The 18,072-nt window shown below is 50.7% G+C and carries 12 protein-coding genes and 1 pseudogene; 10 read left to right on the top strand and 3 right to left on the bottom strand.

Annotated features, from left to right (window positions below; translation table 11 throughout):
* Nucleotides 1-120 precede the first annotated feature (120 nt).
* The 10 genes and pseudogenes from MXE41_RS13230 to ilvD form a co-directional block, all read left to right on the top strand.
* Nucleotides 121-489, top strand: a pseudogene (locus MXE41_RS13230) (flagellin); the annotation flags it as partial.
* Complete coding sequence (locus tag MXE41_RS13225; protein ID WP_348647420.1) at nucleotides 484-1,023, top strand: flagellin; 540 nt, start codon at nucleotides 484-486, stop codon at nucleotides 1,021-1,023. The pseudogene MXE41_RS13230 and the gene MXE41_RS13225, both read left to right, overlap by 6 nt.
* A 397-nt stretch (nucleotides 1,024-1,420) precedes the next feature.
* Nucleotides 1,421-2,383, top strand: coding sequence for a flagellin (locus MXE41_RS07045; protein ID WP_247099995.1), 963 nt, complete (start codon nucleotides 1,421-1,423; stop codon nucleotides 2,381-2,383).
* Nucleotides 2,384-2,764: 381 nt separating this feature from the next.
* Nucleotides 2,765-3,691, top strand: a complete 927-nt coding sequence (locus tag MXE41_RS07040; protein ID WP_247099994.1) for a flagellin — start codon at nucleotides 2,765-2,767, stop codon at nucleotides 3,689-3,691.
* 381 nt (nucleotides 3,692-4,072) lie between these two features.
* Complete coding sequence (locus MXE41_RS07035) at nucleotides 4,073-4,990, top strand: flagellin (protein WP_247099993.1); 918 nt, start codon at nucleotides 4,073-4,075, stop codon at nucleotides 4,988-4,990.
* A 530-nt stretch (nucleotides 4,991-5,520) separates the two neighbouring features.
* Nucleotides 5,521-6,447 (top strand): flagellin, encoded by a 927-nt coding sequence (locus MXE41_RS07030; protein WP_247099992.1) that lies wholly within the window; start codon nucleotides 5,521-5,523, stop codon nucleotides 6,445-6,447.
* 389 nt (nucleotides 6,448-6,836) lie between these two features.
* Nucleotides 6,837-7,256 carry a hypothetical protein gene (locus MXE41_RS07025; RefSeq protein WP_247099991.1) on the top strand — a complete coding sequence of 140 codons (420 nt, stop codon included), beginning with the start codon at nucleotides 6,837-6,839 and terminating at the stop codon, nucleotides 7,254-7,256.
* A 1-nt stretch (nucleotide 7,257) separates the two neighbouring features.
* Entirely contained in the window at nucleotides 7,258-8,265 is a 1,008-nt protein-coding gene (locus tag MXE41_RS07020) for a bile acid:sodium symporter family protein (RefSeq protein ID WP_247099990.1), read from the top strand.
* Between the two features lie 707 nt (nucleotides 8,266-8,972).
* On the top strand, nucleotides 8,973-9,911 hold the full coding sequence (locus tag MXE41_RS07015; protein ID WP_247099989.1) for a branched-chain amino acid transaminase: 939 nt from the start codon (nucleotides 8,973-8,975) through the stop codon (nucleotides 9,909-9,911).
* 231 nt (nucleotides 9,912-10,142) lie between these two features.
* Nucleotides 10,143-11,981 carry a dihydroxy-acid dehydratase gene (gene ilvD, locus MXE41_RS07010; protein WP_247099988.1) on the top strand — a complete coding sequence of 613 codons (1,839 nt, stop codon included), beginning with the start codon at nucleotides 10,143-10,145 and terminating at the stop codon, nucleotides 11,979-11,981.
* Between the two features lie 508 nt (nucleotides 11,982-12,489).
* Here ilvD and MXE41_RS07005 read toward each other — a convergent pair.
* The 3 genes from MXE41_RS07005 to MXE41_RS06995 all read right to left on the bottom strand — a co-directional run bounded on the left by MXE41_RS07005 (nucleotide 12,490) and on the right by MXE41_RS06995 (nucleotide 17,626).
* Complete coding sequence (locus tag MXE41_RS07005; protein ID WP_246977159.1) at nucleotides 12,490-13,131, bottom strand: methionine ABC transporter permease; 642 nt, start codon at nucleotides 13,129-13,131, stop codon at nucleotides 12,490-12,492.
* 19 nt (nucleotides 13,132-13,150) lie between these two features.
* Nucleotides 13,151-14,218 carry a methionine ABC transporter ATP-binding protein gene (locus MXE41_RS07000; RefSeq protein ID WP_246977140.1) on the bottom strand — a complete coding sequence of 356 codons (1,068 nt, stop codon included), beginning with the start codon at nucleotides 14,216-14,218 and terminating at the stop codon, nucleotides 13,151-13,153.
* 1,596 nt (nucleotides 14,219-15,814) lie between these two features.
* Nucleotides 15,815-17,626, bottom strand: a complete 1,812-nt coding sequence (locus MXE41_RS06995; RefSeq protein WP_247099987.1) for a J domain-containing protein — start codon at nucleotides 17,624-17,626, stop codon at nucleotides 15,815-15,817.
* Between the last annotated feature and the right edge of the window lie 446 nt (nucleotides 17,627-18,072).

Here is an 18,072-nt window from a genome sequence, read left to right as displayed (position 1 = left end):
CCACTAAGAAAAAAAAAAAACTCATCCCAAAATTAGCATTGAGATAAATCACCCCCATGGGGCCCATGAACAAAAGGGGGATAATTAACTGTACGGAATGATCACCCCCATCACAATGCCCAACGCAAGCTAAGTAATGCCACTCTGAGCTTAAATACGAGCTATCAGAGACTGTCTTCAGGCCTGCGTATTAACTCTGCAAAGGATGATGCAGCAGGTCTTCAGATCTCAGACCGCCTCACCTCACAGATCAATGGCTTAAACCAGGGTAACCGTAATACCAACGATGGTATTGCCCTGGCCCAGACCATCGAAGGCGCTCTTGATGAAACCACTGCCATGCTGCAGCGTATTCGCGTTCTGGCCGTACAGTCCGCCAACGGCACCAACTCAGCCGCTGATCGTAAAGCCCTTCAGGAAGAAGTTACCCAGCTCTCCCAGGAAATTACCCGTATTGCCAAGCAGACCACCTTTGCCGGCCAGCTGGTACTCAATGGTAAGCACGACAATAAAAAGAATCCAAACAGCTTAATCCCGGCAAACGGCGAGCTGAAGTTCCAGGTAGGCGCTAATGCAGGCAATACCCTCTCGCTCGACTGGGGCTCTGAGTTTACCTTAAGCGGTATTGCCTCCCAGGCTGGCATTAAAACAGCTACCGATCAGCATGGTGGTACTAAAGGTCTGGTAAAATCAAAAGCTGACGGTGTTGAATACATTCGTTTTGGTGTATGTACTGCCCAGATAGCTACCAACACGCTTGCACATATCGACTCCCTTATCCAGGCCGTTGATTCCAAGCGCGCCGGTCTTGGTGCTTTACAAAATAGAATGGAAAGTACTATTCGCAATCAGGCCAATATTTCTGAAAATCAGTCTGATGCCCGCAGCCGCATAAGGGACACAGACTTCGCATCTGAAACTGCTGCTCTTACTCAGAATAACATCATCCAGCAGGCTTCCCAGACTGTTCTTGCCCAGGCAAATCAGCGACCAACTATTGCAATTAGTTTGCTGGGACAGTAAAATCACATCAGAAATATTTATTCTCTTTATTTCTCTCTCTTATTAAAGCGGGCAATTGGCCCGCTTTTTTTATTGCATCTAAGCCATTTGGAAAGCATTCCGTACATCATCAATGTCAAATACGCGTCGTAAAACGCCAGGTATTGCCGGGAATCGCACATCAAAATGCAGATCGTAATGTTTTATTTATTGTTTATGTACGATAAATAAGGCATTTATGAAGCATCTTGGGTAAATTTTAGAACGCATTTTTGGGCAGTTGGCCCGCATGTTGCAAAATTGCCTTCAACAGAATTTGAAAAAGGTCTGCCCATTAATTCCAAGGCAGACAGACCTTGGATACTGGTACGACCTTATTAGTTGAGGTCAATAGTTCTATGCGATAAAGGAGATAAAAATGGCCTTATACGTTAATACAAACGTCTCGTCCATCAATGCCCAACGCAAGCTGAGCAATGCAACCCTGAGCTTAAATACCAGCTACCAGCGCCTCTCTTCAGGCCTGCGTATTAACTCTGCAAAGGACGATGCCGCCGGTCTCCAGATCTCCGACCGCCTGACCTCCCAGATCAATGGCCTCAACCAGGGTAACCGTAATACCAACGATGGTATCGCTCTGGCTCAGACCATTGAAGGTGCCCTGGACGAAACCACCAACATGCTCCAGCGCATTCGTGTGCTGGCTGTACAGTCCGCCAACGGTACCAACTCTGCAGCTGATCGTAAGGCCCTTCAGGAAGAGGTTACCCAGCTGTCAGCCGAAATCACCCGTATCGCTCGACAGACCACATTTGCAGGTCAGCTGGTACTCAACGGCCCTTACGATAAGAACAATAACAAAAACAGTCTGATCCCAAGTGTCGGTCAGAACAACAAGGGAGGCAACCTGACCTTCCAGGTAGGCGCCAATGCCGGCAATACCCTGGATCTGGTCTGGAAAGATGCCTTTACTCTTAGCGGTATCGCAGACATGGCCTCAATCAAAGGCCAGGATATTACTAATAAAGGCGCTAAAGGACTTATCAAATCTCAGGCTGGTAACGTCACTGTTGTTCGCTTCGGCGTCTGCACAGCCAGTGTTGCTACCAACACTCTTGCCAACATTGATGCACTTATTCAGGCGGTTGACTCCAAGCGTGCTGCTCTTGGTGCTTTACAGAATAGAATGGAAAGCACTATTCGTAACCAGGCAAATATTTCCGAGAATCAGTCCGATGCCCGCAGTCGCATAAGAGACACAGACTTCGCCTCTGAGACCGCTGCCCTTACCCAGAATAACATCATTCAGCAGGCCTCTCAGACAGTTCTTGCCCAGGCTAATCAGCGCCCTACTATTGCGCTTAACCTGCTTGGCCAGTAAATAGCACAAACGATTTATTCTTTTTACTCTCTTTCTCATCGAGGCGGGCAAAAGTCCCGCCTTTTTTACGCCTGTAATAAATTTAGAGAGCATATCAGGCAATTAAATGTCAAATGCCTGTCGTAAAATGCCAGGAATTGCCGGGAATGTTAATGACGATAACGTTTTAATTAGTATTTCCCTGCTAAATATAAGGCATTTATGAAGCATCTTGAGTAAAATTTAGAACGCATTTTTGGGCAGTTGGCCCGCATGTTGCAGAATTGAATTCAACTGAATTTGAAAAAGGTCTGCCCAATAATTCCAAGGCAGACAGACCTTGGATACTGGTATGACCTTAAAAGTTGAGGTCAATAGTTCTATGCGATAAAGGAGATACAAATGGCCTTATACGTTAATACAAACGTCTCGTCCATCAATGCTCAACGCAAGCTGAGCAATGCAACCCTGAGCTTAAATACCAGCTACCAGCGCCTCTCTTCAGGCCTGCGTATTAACTCTGCAAAGGACGATGCAGCAGGTCTCCAGATCTCCGACCGTCTGACCTCACAGATTAACGGCCTCAACCAGGGCAACCGCAATACCAACGACGGTATCGCTCTTGCCCAGACCATTGAAGGTGCCCTGGACGAAACCACCAACATGCTCCAGCGCATCCGTGTGCTGGCCGTACAGTCCGCCAACGGTACCAACTCAGCATCTGACCGTAAGGCACTTCAAGAAGAAGTAACTCAGCTCTCCCAGGAAATTACCCGTATTGCCAACCAGACTACTTTCGCCGGTCATGAAATTCTCATGGGAGCCAGTGTTGGCCTCATTCCAAGTAGCGGTGAACTTAAGTTCCAGGTTGGCGCGAATGCAGGAAACACTTTATCCCTCAACTGGAAAGATCCTTTTACATTAAGCGGCATCGCAGACCAGGCTGGCATCAATAAAGCCAGTCAGAAAGATACAAACGCCAAGTTTGGACTCATGGAGGATAACAAGAACGGTAATGCTATACGCTTTACCATCTCTACTGCCTCCAGAGCAACTTATGCATTAGAGCATATTGATAAGCTGATCCAGGCTGTGGATTCCAAGCGTGCCGGACTTGGTGCTTTACAGAATAGAATGGAAAGCACTATTCGTAACCAGGCAAATATTTCCGAGAATCAGTCCGATGCCCGCAGTCGCATAAGAGACACAGACTTCGCCTCTGAGACCGCCGCTCTGACTCAGAATAACATCATTCAGCAGGCCTCTCAGACCGTTCTTGCCCAGGCTAATCAGCGCCCTACTATTGCGATCAACCTGCTTGGTCAGTAAACAACACAACCGATTTATTCTTTTTACTCTCTTTCTCATCGAGGCGGGCATAAGTCCCGCCTTTTTTACGCCTGTAATATTTTTGTAAAGCGATATTGTGGCAACTTCATGTCAAATATTCACCATAAAACGCCAGGAATTGCCGGGGATATTGCTGACGATAAGGTTTTAATTATCGTTTAGTTGCTATAGATACGTCATTTATAAAGCGTTTATCATAGTTCCTGGCTACATTTATGTCATTTGGCCCGCTTGTTGCTAAATTTCATTACACAGAATTTGATAAAGGTCTGCCCAATAATTCCAAGGCAGACAGGCCTTGGATATTGATACGACCTGCGTAGTTGAGGTCGATAATTCTATGCGATAAAGGAGATAAAAATGGCCTTATACGTTAATACAAACGTCTCGTCCATCAATGCTCAACGCAAGCTGAGCAATGCAACCCTGAGCTTAAATACCAGCTACCAGCGCCTCTCTTCAGGCCTGCGTATTAACTCTGCAAAGGACGATGCAGCAGGTCTCCAGATCTCCGACCGCCTGACCTCACAGATCAACGGCCTCAACCAGGGTAACCGTAACACCAACGATGGTATCGCTCTGGCCCAGACCATTGAAGGTGCCCTGGACGAAACCACCAACATGCTCCAGCGCATCCGTGTGCTTGCTGTACAGTCCGCTAACGGTACCAATTCCCAGAAAGATCGTGACGCCCTTCAGGAAGAAGTAACCCAGCTCTCTCAGGAAATCACCCGTATCGCCAATCAGACTACTTTTGCCGGTCAGACCATCCTTCAGGGTAAAGGCAAGGGTCTTATTCCAAATGACGGCAAACTGGTCTTCCAGGTAGGTGCAAACGCCGGCAACACCCTCTCTCTTGACTGGGTCTCAGCTTTTACCTTAAGTGGAATTGCTTCTCAAGCTGGCATCACTCAAACCGAGCTGAAAGATGCACAGGCAAAGAAAGGCTTTACAGCAGATGGTGGTGCTATTCGTTTTGCTATCTCAACAGCATCCCGTGCTACATATGTTCTTGAGAACATTGACAAGCTGATCCAGGCTGTTGATTCTAAGCGCGCCGCACTTGGTGCTTTACAGAATAGAATGGAAAGTACTATTCGTAATCAGGCCAATATTTCTGAAAATCAGTCCGATGCCCGCAGCCGCATAAGAGACACAGACTTCGCCTCTGAGACCGCTGCCCTGACTCAGAATAACATCATTCAGCAGGCTTCTCAGACTGTTCTGTCCCAGGCTAATCAGCGCCCTAATATTGCGCTCAGCCTGCTTGGTCAGTAACTACGTAAAGATTTACTCTCTTTCTCTCTTTCTCATCGAGGCGGGCCCAGCTCCCGCCTTTTTTACGTCTGTATATCTTGTTTTGTAATGCAGTTGTTGCCAGGCTAAACGGCAATTACGTGCCCCGTCAATATTATGCTAGGTCGAACCAGGCATAAATGGCAAAATTGACCTGTGATTACTGCCACCTGTACAAAAGTCTATGCTTTTCGTTTTATACAGCGTCAATTTTTACACCTGGAGTACGTTTCTCTGGGGAAACACCCATTTAAGACTGATTATGTGTAATATTTTTTACGCTTTATAAAGCGCTTGAATATGCCTTTTATAAAGTTTTTACTGTGCATATAAAACAGCTTATAGCATCACCTGGCCTGCATGTTGCTACTTATCAGGTATCAGAAGCATAAGGGTCTGCCCAGTATTTCCAGGGGAGACAGACCTCGGAAATACAGTCGATCAGTGTAGTTATGATCGACACGACCTTATTGATAAAAGGTCGCTCGCTCTGAACGATAAAGGAGAAAAATATGGCCTTATACGTTAATACTAACGTCTCGTCCATCAATGCTCAGCGCAAGCTCAGTAATGCAACTCTGAGCCTGAACACCAGCTACCAGAGACTGTCATCTGGTCTGCGTATCAACTCAGCAAAAGATGACGCAGCAGGCCTGCAGATTTCAGACCGTTTAACCTCACAGATTAACGGCTTAAATCAGGGTAACCGTAATACCAATGATGGTATTGCCCTTGCCCAGACTATTGAAGGCGCCCTTGATGAAACTACCAACATGCTGCAGCGTATCCGTGTGCTGGCTGTACAGTCTGCTAACGGTACCAACTCAGCTGCTGACCGTAAGGCTCTTCAGGAGGAGGTAACCCAGCTTTCTCAGGAAATTACCCGTATTGCCAACCAGACTACTTTCGCCGGTCATGAAATTCTCATGGGAGCCAGTGTTGGCCTCATTCCAAGTAGCGGTGAACTTAAGTTCCAGGTTGGCGCGAATGCAGGAAACACTTTATCCCTCAACTGGAAAGATCCTTTTACATTAAGCGGCATCGCAGACCAGGCTGGCATCAATCCAACTAATCAGAAAGATAATAATGCCAAGTTTGGTTTTATGCAGGACAAAACCAACAATAATGCCATCCGTTTTACAATCTCTACTGCTTCAAAAGCCACTTATGTTTTAGAGAATATCGACAAGCTTATTCAGGCTGTTGATTCCAAGCGTGCCGGACTTGGTGCTTTACAAAATCGAATGGAAAGCACTATTCGTAATCAGGCTAATATTTCCGAAAATCAGTCTGATGCCCGCAGCAGAATTCGTGACACAGACTTCGCCTCTGAGACCGCTGCCCTGACTCAGAATAACATTATTCAGCAGGCTTCTCAGACCGTACTGGCCCAGGCTAACCAGCGCCCTACTATTGCTATTAACCTGCTCGGTCAGTAAACAGTTTTTTTCTCTCTATCTCTTTTAGTTCTCTATCTTTCTCTCTCTTATTTTTCTCTTTTTTATTCTCTTTATTCTCTCTATCTCATCGAGGCGGGCAAAAGTCCCGCCTTTTCTATGCCTGCATATATCGATATTTGTCTAAGCTATAAATGGCCTGATTATGTGGCTTGTGCTTATGCAAAGGTTTGCATTGGGAGCAGGATTTTCCAGGGTATGGCCAGTGTATTTTGTTTTATTTTGGTGCAATTGCATGGTTATTACAGGGAATACAATTATTAATGTTTTGTTTTGGTGCACTGGTACCACTGGCCTGTTTTTGTTGCTTAGAATGCAGGTACAACGCAGTTGCAGCCTGATGTGGTTCAATCCTGCTGCATTATGGCTTTATGGCCGCACTTACCGGTGAAGCACTTTATCTTACCGGTGTAAGAAACCTGCTTAATCAGTTTCTTATTTTGCGGTGCTTTGCTGCGCTGTACACAGCCTGGCTGAGCCACCTTGACTGTCTGAGGGTGGCGCAGTCTGAAGCAGAAAATGCAGGGCTTGAGGCCTTTGCTTTTCACCTTGTGCTTTTCAGGTCTGGAATATCTATTTTGTTTTTATCTGCCGTGCAGATAAGCGAGGCAAATATGTCATATCGTAACTTTGCCTCCTGTGAGTACGGTTATCGTCCGGGTTATCGACCTGCATATCAAAATTGCAACAATAACTGTTTTGAGAGCAATTACAGCATGTGCTGGAATGACCGCGCGATGGACCGCCCTGAGCAGGAGAGCTTTGGAGGCCACCATGCAGACTTTAGCTAAAATGAGCGCATTTTTCGGTAAAACCTTTGCTTTCTGGGTTATTGCCGCCGCGATTATTGCTTTCTACTTCCCAGACGCCCTTAAGTTCCTTGCCGGCTATATCAGCATTTTGCTTGGTATTGTGATGTTTGGAATGGGTCTTACCCTTCGTGCCAAGGACTTCTCGGAAGTCGTGAAGCGCCCTGTAGACGTCATTATTGGCGTGGTGGGCCAGTTCGCGATTATGCCTCTTTTAGCCTATATTCTCTGCCTTGTGCTACAGCTCCCTGCCGAAATTGCCGTTGGCGTCATTCTGGTAGGATGCTGCCCTGGCGGCACCGCCTCCAACGTCATGACCTTCCTTGGTCGTGGAGATGTGCCATTGTCTGTGACTATCTCCGCCTGTACTACAGTCATGGCTCCAGTAGTCACACCGGCCTTAATCTACCTCTTTGCCCAGCAGTGGGTAAGCGTAGATCCGGTATCCATGTTCATGTCCATTCTGTACATCATGGTTCTGCCTATCGTAGCTGGCGTTGTGGTAAATGCTTTATTTGGCGGTTTCGTTCGCAGTGCCGTATCAGTTATGCCAATGATCTCAGTATTTGCCATCGTGGCCATTGTTGTAGCCGTAGTTGCTGTAAGCCGTGATCAGATCGCCCGTACCGGCCTGTTAATCTTTGCCGTAGTCATTTTGCATAATGTTCTTGGTCTGGCTCTTGGCTATGCTCTGGCAAAGGCTTTCCGTATGGACCTCAAGAAGCGCAAGGCCCTGTCTATCGAAGTAGGCATGCAGAATTCCGGTCTGGGCGTAGCTCTTGCCATGGCCCACTTCAATCCACTGTCCGCAGTTCCAGCTGCCATCTTCTCTGTATGGCACAATATCTCCGGACCAGTCCTGGCCACCGTCTTTGCCAATATGAACGATGATCAGGACAACGATGATTCTGCCAGCGGCGAGGGCAATGATTTTTCTGACGAGCACGAAGAATTTGCTGCTCCAGCCCAGGGCGCTGCCCAGCAGGCCTGATTTAAGGTAAGTTAAGACGGCAACCCGATGGCGGCCGCATAGCGCGGCCGCCTGAGCCGCAGCACTGGTTGCATTATTGGATGCAGCATCAGCTGCAGTATCACCAGCCGTGCGGATCAGTTGCTGTGCTGCTCTCTTACTTACCTGAAAACACAGTTTTATACTGGCAGAGATCAGGATCTGATAACAGGTATTCCTGTCTGGCATACCCCGGTTAAAGGTACAGCCTCTCCAACCAGGAGGGCTGGCTTACAAAACACCTTGTACTCTGGCTGACAGTACCCGCATACACCCCTCTGCCTGACACTATGCTCCCGGCGCCCATGCAGCTGTCATAACCGCAGCGCGATACTTCGAAGCTGCTATGCTGCGCGATGCTGCGTAGCTGCAAAGTTGCGCGCGGAGGCAAAGCTGCGTGATGCTCAATGCAGCTCACTGCTCAAAGCATAATCATGCTTAAAGCAGTGTTATTGCTGCAGCTGCACCTTAACATCACGGGCCGGAGCGACATCAAACAAGTTTTTGGCTTAATTATTTAACAGCACAGCACTGGATTCTGTCTCAGGGCGCTGACCTTATTGCGCCGCCATGCTCACACTGAAAGTTCTGTAAGGCTTATCTTCATTTCTGTCCTTGTCAGGATTTGATGCCGTGATCTGAGCACAGACATCCGCATAAGGTTTTTGCTGATGCTGCAGGAGTTCCTCATGAGTCTCAATAACACCCCAACCAAATACATCTGGTTCAACGGCAAAATGGTTAACTATGCTGATGCCAAGGTACACGTTCTTTCCCATGCCTTACACTATGGCACTGCCGTATTCGAGGGTATTCGCGCCTACGCAACTCCAAAAGACCCATGCATTTTCCGTCTTGACGAGCACATTGACCGTCTTTTCAACTCCGCAAAGATTTACCGCTTCCCTGTTCCTTACACCAAAGAGCAGATCAAGCAGGCCTGCTGCGACATCATCGTAGAAAACGGACTTGAGTCCGGCTATATCCGTCCTCTGGTATTCCTGGGTGAAATCGGCCTTGGTGTACGCATCCCTGAGGGTGCCCAGGCCTCTGCCATGATCGCTGCCATGCCATGGGGTGCCTACCTTGGTGAGGAGGGCCTTGAGAAGGGCGTTAAGGTTGGCGTATCCAGCTGGAACCGTCTGGCCCCAAACACCATTCCTACCGAAGCCAAGGCTGCCGGTAACTACTTAAGCTCTATCCTTATCTCCAATGAGGCTCACCAGAATGGCTATGTAGAAGCCATTGCTCTGGATACTGACGGCTTCATTTCCGAAGGTTCAGGCGAAAACGTATTCTTTGTCAAGAACGGCGCTATCTACACAGCTCCATTTACCAATGGTCTGCTGCCAGGTATTACCCGTCACAGCATCATCACTATTGCCAAAGAGGTATTAAACATCCCTGTATACGAGCAGAAGCTCCAGCGTGAGATGTGCTACCTCTCTGACGAGGCTTTCTTCACCGGCACCGCCGCTGAAATCACTCCTATTGCCTCTGTCGATGGCATTGATGTCGGCCCAGGCCACCGTGGCCCAGTCACTAAAAAGCTTCAGGAAGTATTCTTCGACCTGGTATCAGGCAAGATTGAAGATAAGTGGGGCTGGCTCACTCCAGTTAAGAAGTAAGAATAATTAAGCCTGAGTCCGTAAAGCGGACTCGTGAAGGGCCCCTCCCGGGGCCTTTTCTTTCCCTGATTTTTTTATCCCTGAGCTGGCACTGCCAGAGCATTATTTGAAAACAGGTGACTGTGCGTCCTGGGGACGTATCCCTGTTTTTTCATTTGTTTTTATGCCACTTGATATCAGTCGATGCCACTTGGGGACCTGACTCACAATGTGAGCCTGAAAGGACAGCAAATGCCTAAATACCGTTCCAGCGTTACCTACGAGTCCAAGAAAATGGCCGGCGCCCGCGCCTTATGGAAAGCAACCGGCATGAAAGATGAGGACTTTGGTAAGCCTATTATTGCCGTAGCCAATTCCTTTACCCAGTTTGTACCTGGCCACGTTCATCTCAAGGATGTAGGCACTCTGGTAGCCCGTGCCATTGAGCAGGCCGGCGGCGTTGCCAAAGAGTTCAATACCATTGCCGTGGATGATGGCATTGCCATGGGTCACTCCGGCATGCTCTACTCACTGCCAAGCCGTGAAATCATTGCCGACAGCGTTGAGTACAGCGTCAATGCTCACCAGGCTGACGCACTGGTATGTATTTCCAACTGTGACAAGGTAACCCCAGGCATGCTCATGGCCGCCATGCGCCTGAACATCCCTGTTATCTTCGTCTCCGGTGGTCCAATGGAAGCCGGCAAGATTGAGGGTAAGGACAAGCTCGACCTGGTTGATGCCATGGTTATCGCTGCTGATCCTAACGCTACTGATGAGCAGATCAATGAAGTGGAAACTGCCGCCTGCCCTACCTGCGGCTCCTGCTCAGGCATGTTCACAGCCAATTCCATGAACTGCCTTACCGAAGCTCTTGGTCTTGCCCTGCCAGGTAACGGCACTATCGTAGCTACCCATGCTGCCCGTAAAGAGCTCTTTACCCGTGCTGGTGAAATAATTGTCAAACTGGCCCGTCAGTACTACGAGCATGACGATGACCGTGTACTGCCACGCTCAATCGCTACCAAAGCGGCCTTTGAAAATGCAATGACTCTGGACATTGCCATGGGCGGCTCTACCAACACAGTACTGCACCTGCTGGCCGTAGCCAGTGAGGCTGAGGTTGACTTCACCATGAGTGATATCGACCGCCTGTCACGTAAGGTACCTCACCTGTGCAAGGTAGCCCCTTCCACTCACAAATACCACATCGAAGATGTACACCGTGCCGGTGGCATTATGAGCATCCTGAACGAGCTCAATAAGGCATCTCTGCTCAATACTGAATGCCGTAATGTTCTTCAGATGACTCTTGCCGAAGAGCTTGCTGCATGGTCAATCGATCAGACCTCCAGCCCTGACGTCAAAAAGTTCTATCTGGCTGCCCCGGGCAATGTACGCACCATCGAGCCTTTCTCTCAGAGCAAATACTATGATGTAGCTGACACTGACCGCGCTGACGGCTGTATCCGCGATAAGGAGCATGCCTATTCTCAGGACGGCGGTCTTGCTGTACTCTATGGCAACCTGGCTGTGGATGGCTGTATTGTTAAGACTGCAGGTGTAGACAGCTCCATTCTGCGCTTTGTCGGCCCTGCCATTGTCTTTGAGTCGCAGGAAGATGCTGTAGACGGCATTTTAGGTGGCAAGGTTAAGGCCGGTCACGTAGTGGTCATTCGTTATGAAGGCCCTAAGGGCGGTCCTGGCATGCAGGAAATGCTCTACCCTACCTCCTATCTCAAGTCCATGGGTCTGGGCAAATCATGCGCCCTGATTACTGACGGCCGTTTCTCAGGCGGTACCTCTGGCCTGTCCATTGGTCACGTCTCTCCTGAGGCTGCCAATGGCGGTAATATCGCTCTTATCAAGAATGGCGACATGATTAATATCGACATTCCTAATCGTCTGATCTCAGTTACCCTTGATGATGAGGAGCTGGCCCAGCGTCGCAGCGCAATGCAAAGCCGTGGTAACCGTGCTTTCCGTCCTGAAAGCCGTGTCCGCGAGGTATCCACTGCTCTTAAGACCTATGCAGCTCTGGCATCCTCAGCTGACCGTGGCGGCGTACGTGACCTGTCCCGTCTTAACTGATAATCAATGACCCGGCTCTTTACCGGGCCCCATAACGACAAAACCCCGGATTGCACTTTACTGCAAATCCGGGGTTTTTCTTTGCTTTCTTTGCAAGGCATACTGCCTGATGTAGCGTCCCTGATATCGTTACCAGGCAAGACCATGGTAACCCGGGTAAGCCGGTCAGTCTGCCAGCATAACAGCACTTATCGCTTCACCTGCAGCCAGCTGGTCCGTCATGACACATACGCTCTTTTAAGTTTTAGCATGTGCCTGTGACCTATGACCAGTACTGGCCTGGGCTCATGGCCTGGCCTGGTGGCCGGGCCCATGGCTGGGGCTCATGGCCTGGCCTGGTGGCCGGGCCCATGGCTGGGGCTCATGGCCTGACCTGGTGGCCAGGCCATATGGCTGCCAGGGCAAGGGCCATGCGCGGCCTGACCGGCCTCAGGCGGCAGCTCAGGCGCCGGGAATCGGCGCTGTGCTGCTGATATGTGCCACCTGCAGGTGTAGCCGGGACTGCTGTTTAGCGGTGGTCGACCTTACGGGTCAGCCAGTCACCAATAAACTGAACAATCTGCACCATGAGAATCAGAATGACAACAGTGCCAATCATCATGTCCAGACGGAAACGCATGTAACCGTAACGGATAGCCACGTCACCAAGGCCGCCGCCACCAATGGCACCAGCCATGGCTGAACAGCCGATAATCACGATAACAGTGATGGTGAAGTTCTGAATAAGCTCAGGCAGAGCCTCAGGGAGCAGCACCTTGCGCACGATCTGCCATGGGCTGGCACCCATGGAGGTGGCAGCTTCAATCAGACCTGTTGGTACGGTACGCAGTGAGGTTTCCACCAGACGTCCGGTAAAAGGAATGGTACCTACTACCAGAGGAACGATTACAGCTGTAGTACCAATGGAGGATCCGACAATCATCTTGGTAAGAGGACTGATAGCCACCATGAGAATGATGAAAGGGATAGAACGCAGAGCGTTAACAATGGTACCCAGAATGCGGTAGAAATTAGGGCTCTCGAAGAAATAGCCACGGGAGGTGATAAGCAGCAGCACGCCCAGAGGAACACCAAGGGCGATAGAGATTGCTGATGAAGCACCTACCATGTACAGAGTCTGTAAAGTGGCCTCCCATAACAGGCCTGCCATGCGTGAGTACTGTGCCCACTCACTGGAAGTCAGAAAGCTGCTTACGCTGGTCATATCCTAAAACCTCAACCTTGTGAACACGGGCCTTGAGCTCGACAAGAGCGTGCTCAATTTCCTCACGGGAACCACCCACTTCAACCACCATCAGACCAAAAGGCTCTTTCTTGATGTGGTCGATACTGCCACCGAGAATACTGATCATTACCTTGCAGAGCATGGCAACTTCCACGATTACCGGGGCATCAGCCTTAGGTCCAAGGAAGAGCAGCTCGATAACGGCCTTGGAGCCCTCGGTATACTCAGGAACAATCTCAGTATGTCTGAGAAGCTCAGGCAGGTCACGGCGCACGGCAGCGCTGACCAGACGGCGGGTCAGATCCTGCTGAGGATCGGTAAATACCTTGAGGGTAGGGCCCATCTCGGAAATCACGCCACCGTCAATTACAGCCACGCGGTCACAGCATTCCTTGATGACCTCCATCTGGTGGGTAATGATGACAATGGTCAGATTAAGCTTGTCACGCAGATCTGTGAGCAGCTTGAGAATGGACATGGTGGTCTTGGGATCAAGGGCTGAGGTAGCCTCGTCACATAAGAGCACCTTAGGGTTATTGGCCAGAGCTCGGGCAATACCCACACGCTGTTTCTGACCGCCCGAGAGCTGAGCCGGATACATGCGGGCCTTGTCAGAAAGACCTACCAGATCAAGTAGTTCGGTGACGCGGACCTTGATGGCCTCATCGCTCATCTTGCCCTCAAGCTTGAGAGGGAAGGCAATATTGTCAGCTACAGTAGCGGAGGAGAGCAGGTTGAAGCTCTGGAAAATCATGCCTATGCGGCTGCGGGCGCTGCGCAGAGCTGACTCGCTCATGGCGGTCAGATCCTGGCCGTCCACTATTACCTGACCAGAGGTAGGACGCTCCAGCATATTGATGTGGCGGATCAGGGTTGATTTGCCTGCACCTGACAGACCAATCACACCGAAGATCTCACCTTGCTCAATGGAAAGTGAAATATTCTTCAGGGCTCGTACCTCAGTAGAGGTTCCCTGGTTATACACTTTCTCAATATTCTTAAGCTCGATCACTTGAAGAACACTTCCTGTGCAAAATCTTTGTTTAAGACCAGATAGCGCTCCCATCCTCCACCTGGTCCAACCTTGGGGTATTCCCGTCTTATAACAGCCTGGCGCTCACAGGCCAGGGCCATCACAACAGCTGCCAGGCTTTACATAACCTGAAACAGCCTGACTTTGTCTTATGCTCATGTACCTGCAGCAGGCAGATTGTCTCTGCATAATGCAGATGTACCTGCAGCAGGCTGATTAACTCTGCATTATGCAGATGTACCTGCAAAGGGCAGATGACTGAACATCAAGCATCCTGCATACGAATCATTCAGTACTAATCTGTTGCCTTCGCAACCCGCACTTTCCGGCTGTCCCCGGAGCCTGCGCAAGTTCACAGCCATGTACAGCGACCTGCAGCCAGTCCTGACACACAGGACCTGAGGAGGTAAAAACTCCATGCACTGACTGGCATGTTGAGCTAAGCTGATAAGCGTCGGCCCAAAGCATGGTACCTGGGCTAATGGCTTAGAGCATGACCTGGCACTGCATCCACTGCATGAGCAATAATGCTCTTTGTGGCGGCAGCCAGTTTGAGCTCAGGCGTACTGCACTGCAGTGCACCGGCAGGCCAGCAAAGGCAGTGCTCAGCACAGCAGCTGTCAAAAATCACAGTAAAACTTGGATGGCACCGACCGCTGATATCCAGCATGCTGCAAACAACAGGCATGTAAGTGAGACTGAAGACAAATAATAATTCAGGCAGACTTAAGAGAGCACCTCTATGCTGTCATTTGCCCGGCAGCTGTTAATATTCTGATGACTCAGGTCAGAGCTGAGGATAGACGATGCTCCTTTTGCATTTCAGGCAGCGTAGAGGCCATCAATGCCGGGCAGCGTCAAAAAGACGGGATTTTTTTTGCGCAGTCAACTCTCCCGGAAGCGCACACAATGCGTCCCCGGTTGCATTACAGCTGGTTAAACTGCGGAAAATCTGTTTTTGAGGGGATGGTCATTTTATCATATTTTGTGAGCTGCATAACAGAAATGTGCCACTTTATGGCACATATCCCGTATCCGCCCTCCTACTGCACAGCCCCTGCCCTGTTCCTGCTCATTCATGCCGCTCTACTCCATTTCGACTCTAAACGCTCAAGCATGGAGACCTTAACTGATACAGTGAATGCTGCTGCCGCCACCGTGGCTGCCACTGCCTAACCGCTCCATTCTGCACATCTGACTGTCAGGCATAGTGTTCCTTCGCGGCTGCACTCACTCTTAGCTCCACGACTCAACCCGGTACGGAGGACCAGGCGCTGTCTAAAGGTCATAACGAGGTACATTACCTGTGAAGCAAAGGCATCCAGCCGCAGGCCTCATGCCACAGGCCTCAGCAGCAGATTCCCAGCCATTGACCGTCTTTCTCTCTTCCTGTTGCATTTATGCCGCATTACCATGAACAAAGGTAAGGAAGAGTGATTCAGGACAGGCCATGGACCGCTCGTGAGGCAGAGGCAGTCCGAGACTCAGTCGCTTCGATACTCAGTCACTCCTGGACTAAGTTGCTCCGAGTCTCAGCCGCTATGATACTCAGTCGCTGCTCAGCTTTTATCCCTGCTATTGCTGTATGCGGGAGGCCTGGTCTTTCATAATGATTTCGTAAGCTGCCACAATGGCCAGGAACTGGGCATTGAGCTCCTCTTTCTGACTCTGGGAGAAGCTGTCGTAATCGGCTATGTGGTCAGGATGATATTTGAACGCAAGGCGGCGGTACTGGCGCTTAACCTTATCAAGCGGACTGTTAAACTCAAGACCCAGGGTAATGTAGGCCTTTTCCAGCCTGGACAGGAAGCGCCCGCCCCCTGATGCGCCAGCAGTACTGCCAGTTCGCTCACGCCACTGCCTGCCAGCTCCTGCCGCACCATTGTCCCCTGCAGTGCTGTCAGCACCACTGCTGGCGCTGGCGCCCTGAGCGCGAGCTCTGTCCGATGAGTTGCCTGAGCTGCCAGATCTGCTGCCTGCACCGGCAGTGCTGCCATTGTCTGAGTAATCAGTGCTGCCCTGGTAATACCATTGACCATTGCTGTAGGTGTAGGAGTAGCTGTAATGGCCCGAGCTGCCATTGAAGGTGTCATCGCTGTCCGTACGCTCAGAGGAGTGGCTGCCGCCCTGGGCGTTGCCCGAGGCAGATGACGCAGAGGGTGCAGCCGCTGCCTGAGCTGCGGCGGCTGCCTGCATCTGCTGGATAATCCAGCTTTCCCTGATGCGGGCCTGCTCCTGGTTGAGCAGAAAGAAGTAGCGGTTGTAATAATCGGCGTTAATGCTGTCTTCAGGCACGCCCAGCAACAGCGATCCCCAGTGCTTTACCAGGGGCTGTTCAAGAATCAGACGGTAGTCAATAAAGCCTTTCTTAAAAGGCTCCACACTCATCAGTGTTCTAATGATGAGTACAAAGGTAAGCTCGCACAGATAAGGACCGCACTGACGGTTCATGGCTTTTAAAAAACTGTCCTCACGTGCCGGATCAGGACGGTCGAGCAGGGCACTCAAATATACACGGCTGCCGCGCTCCAGGCGGCGTCCCTGCGCCCCGGTCGAGGCCATGAAGGATGCTATATGAGCCAGCGCCTCCTCACAGGCCTGCTCACGTGCCTGCATCAGCAGCTCACAGCTGCTGCGCCCCCTGGAATAAGCTCCATCTGGCCATTTGATAATCACTGCCCATGAGACAGCGCACCTGCTGTCAGCATCTCCCGCCCCTGCAGAGGTCCCACCTGCCTGCCCATAGGCTTCATGGGCCGATGACGCATCGTCAGCGCTGGCAGATTCGCCAGCCGCTGCGCCAGCCGCACCGGCGCCAGCTGCAGCTGCAGCATCAGCTGCGGCTGCTGCCTCACTTTCGTCATCAGCACGTGCCTTGGATGAGCTCTTCTCCTGATGAGTTCTGTCATCCTTTCTGGAGGCTGAGCTGTTGTCTGTTGTGCCATCTGATGTACCGCCTGTTGTGCTGGAGCTTTCAGGGCCAGGCTGCTCATGGTGCTCTGTATCGCGCTCAGGTGATGAGTCTTTGAGCTGAGTGAAAAGCTCATCAATGCGCTCCTGCAGGTCCACTCCCCCCACACGGTAAACCGCCATGGCCTGAATGGTCAGCAGGTGATAGAACATGCGGCGGCTTGCCACCATACGGTTGCGCACAAAAAACAGAACTTCATCTGAATTGACACGGTTGCGGCTGTACCAGGTGTAGATAAAACTTGCCCCCACAGCACCCCCGGCACATACCAGGTACATCACATCCTGACGGGCAAAGCGGCCAAAGATAATCTCAAGAGCACCGAAGATCAGCGGCACAGCCAGCACACTGACGAAGGTAGCTACCAGGAGCATGCGAAAAAAGCGCCCCAGATGCACCAGAAATACCCTGATCATAGCTGCTCCCATATCTGTCAAAACCGCCCGGTCAACAGCCTCAGCTCCTTACCGGCCTCTGCCCTGCAGGCACAGTCGCCATTGCAGGGAAACTCATGCTAACAAATAAGCATGACAAACAACAGTTACGCGCCCCAGCCCGCAATAAGTTATCTGCATCCCGCCTGCTGCCTGGACTGCCAGGAGCACAATGCCCGCAGCCGTCCACAGCTGACCGCTGCCAGAACAGCCGGGATCACACTGCACGCAGCCGTCCGCAACTGAGTTGAGCGGAGCCCGTAACAGCGCTCAATGAGCACCTTGCTGCGCTACAAGCAATAGCGCGGCGCCATAGCCGACTGCAAGTGCTCTGCAGAGGTGATTCCCGGCCTGCAGCATGCCGGCCTGCAGGCGGGCTGCAATGGCTTACTACCGGTTTTTCCGGGATGCAGACTCAGGTACTGACT

It is taken from the genome of Anaerobiospirillum sp. NML120449 (assembly GCF_023051105.1).
GTDB lineage: Bacteria > Pseudomonadota > Gammaproteobacteria > Enterobacterales > Succinivibrionaceae > Anaerobiospirillum.
The sequence above is the reverse complement of the archived record's forward strand: the minus strand, read 5'-3'. Positions and strand labels throughout refer to the sequence as shown.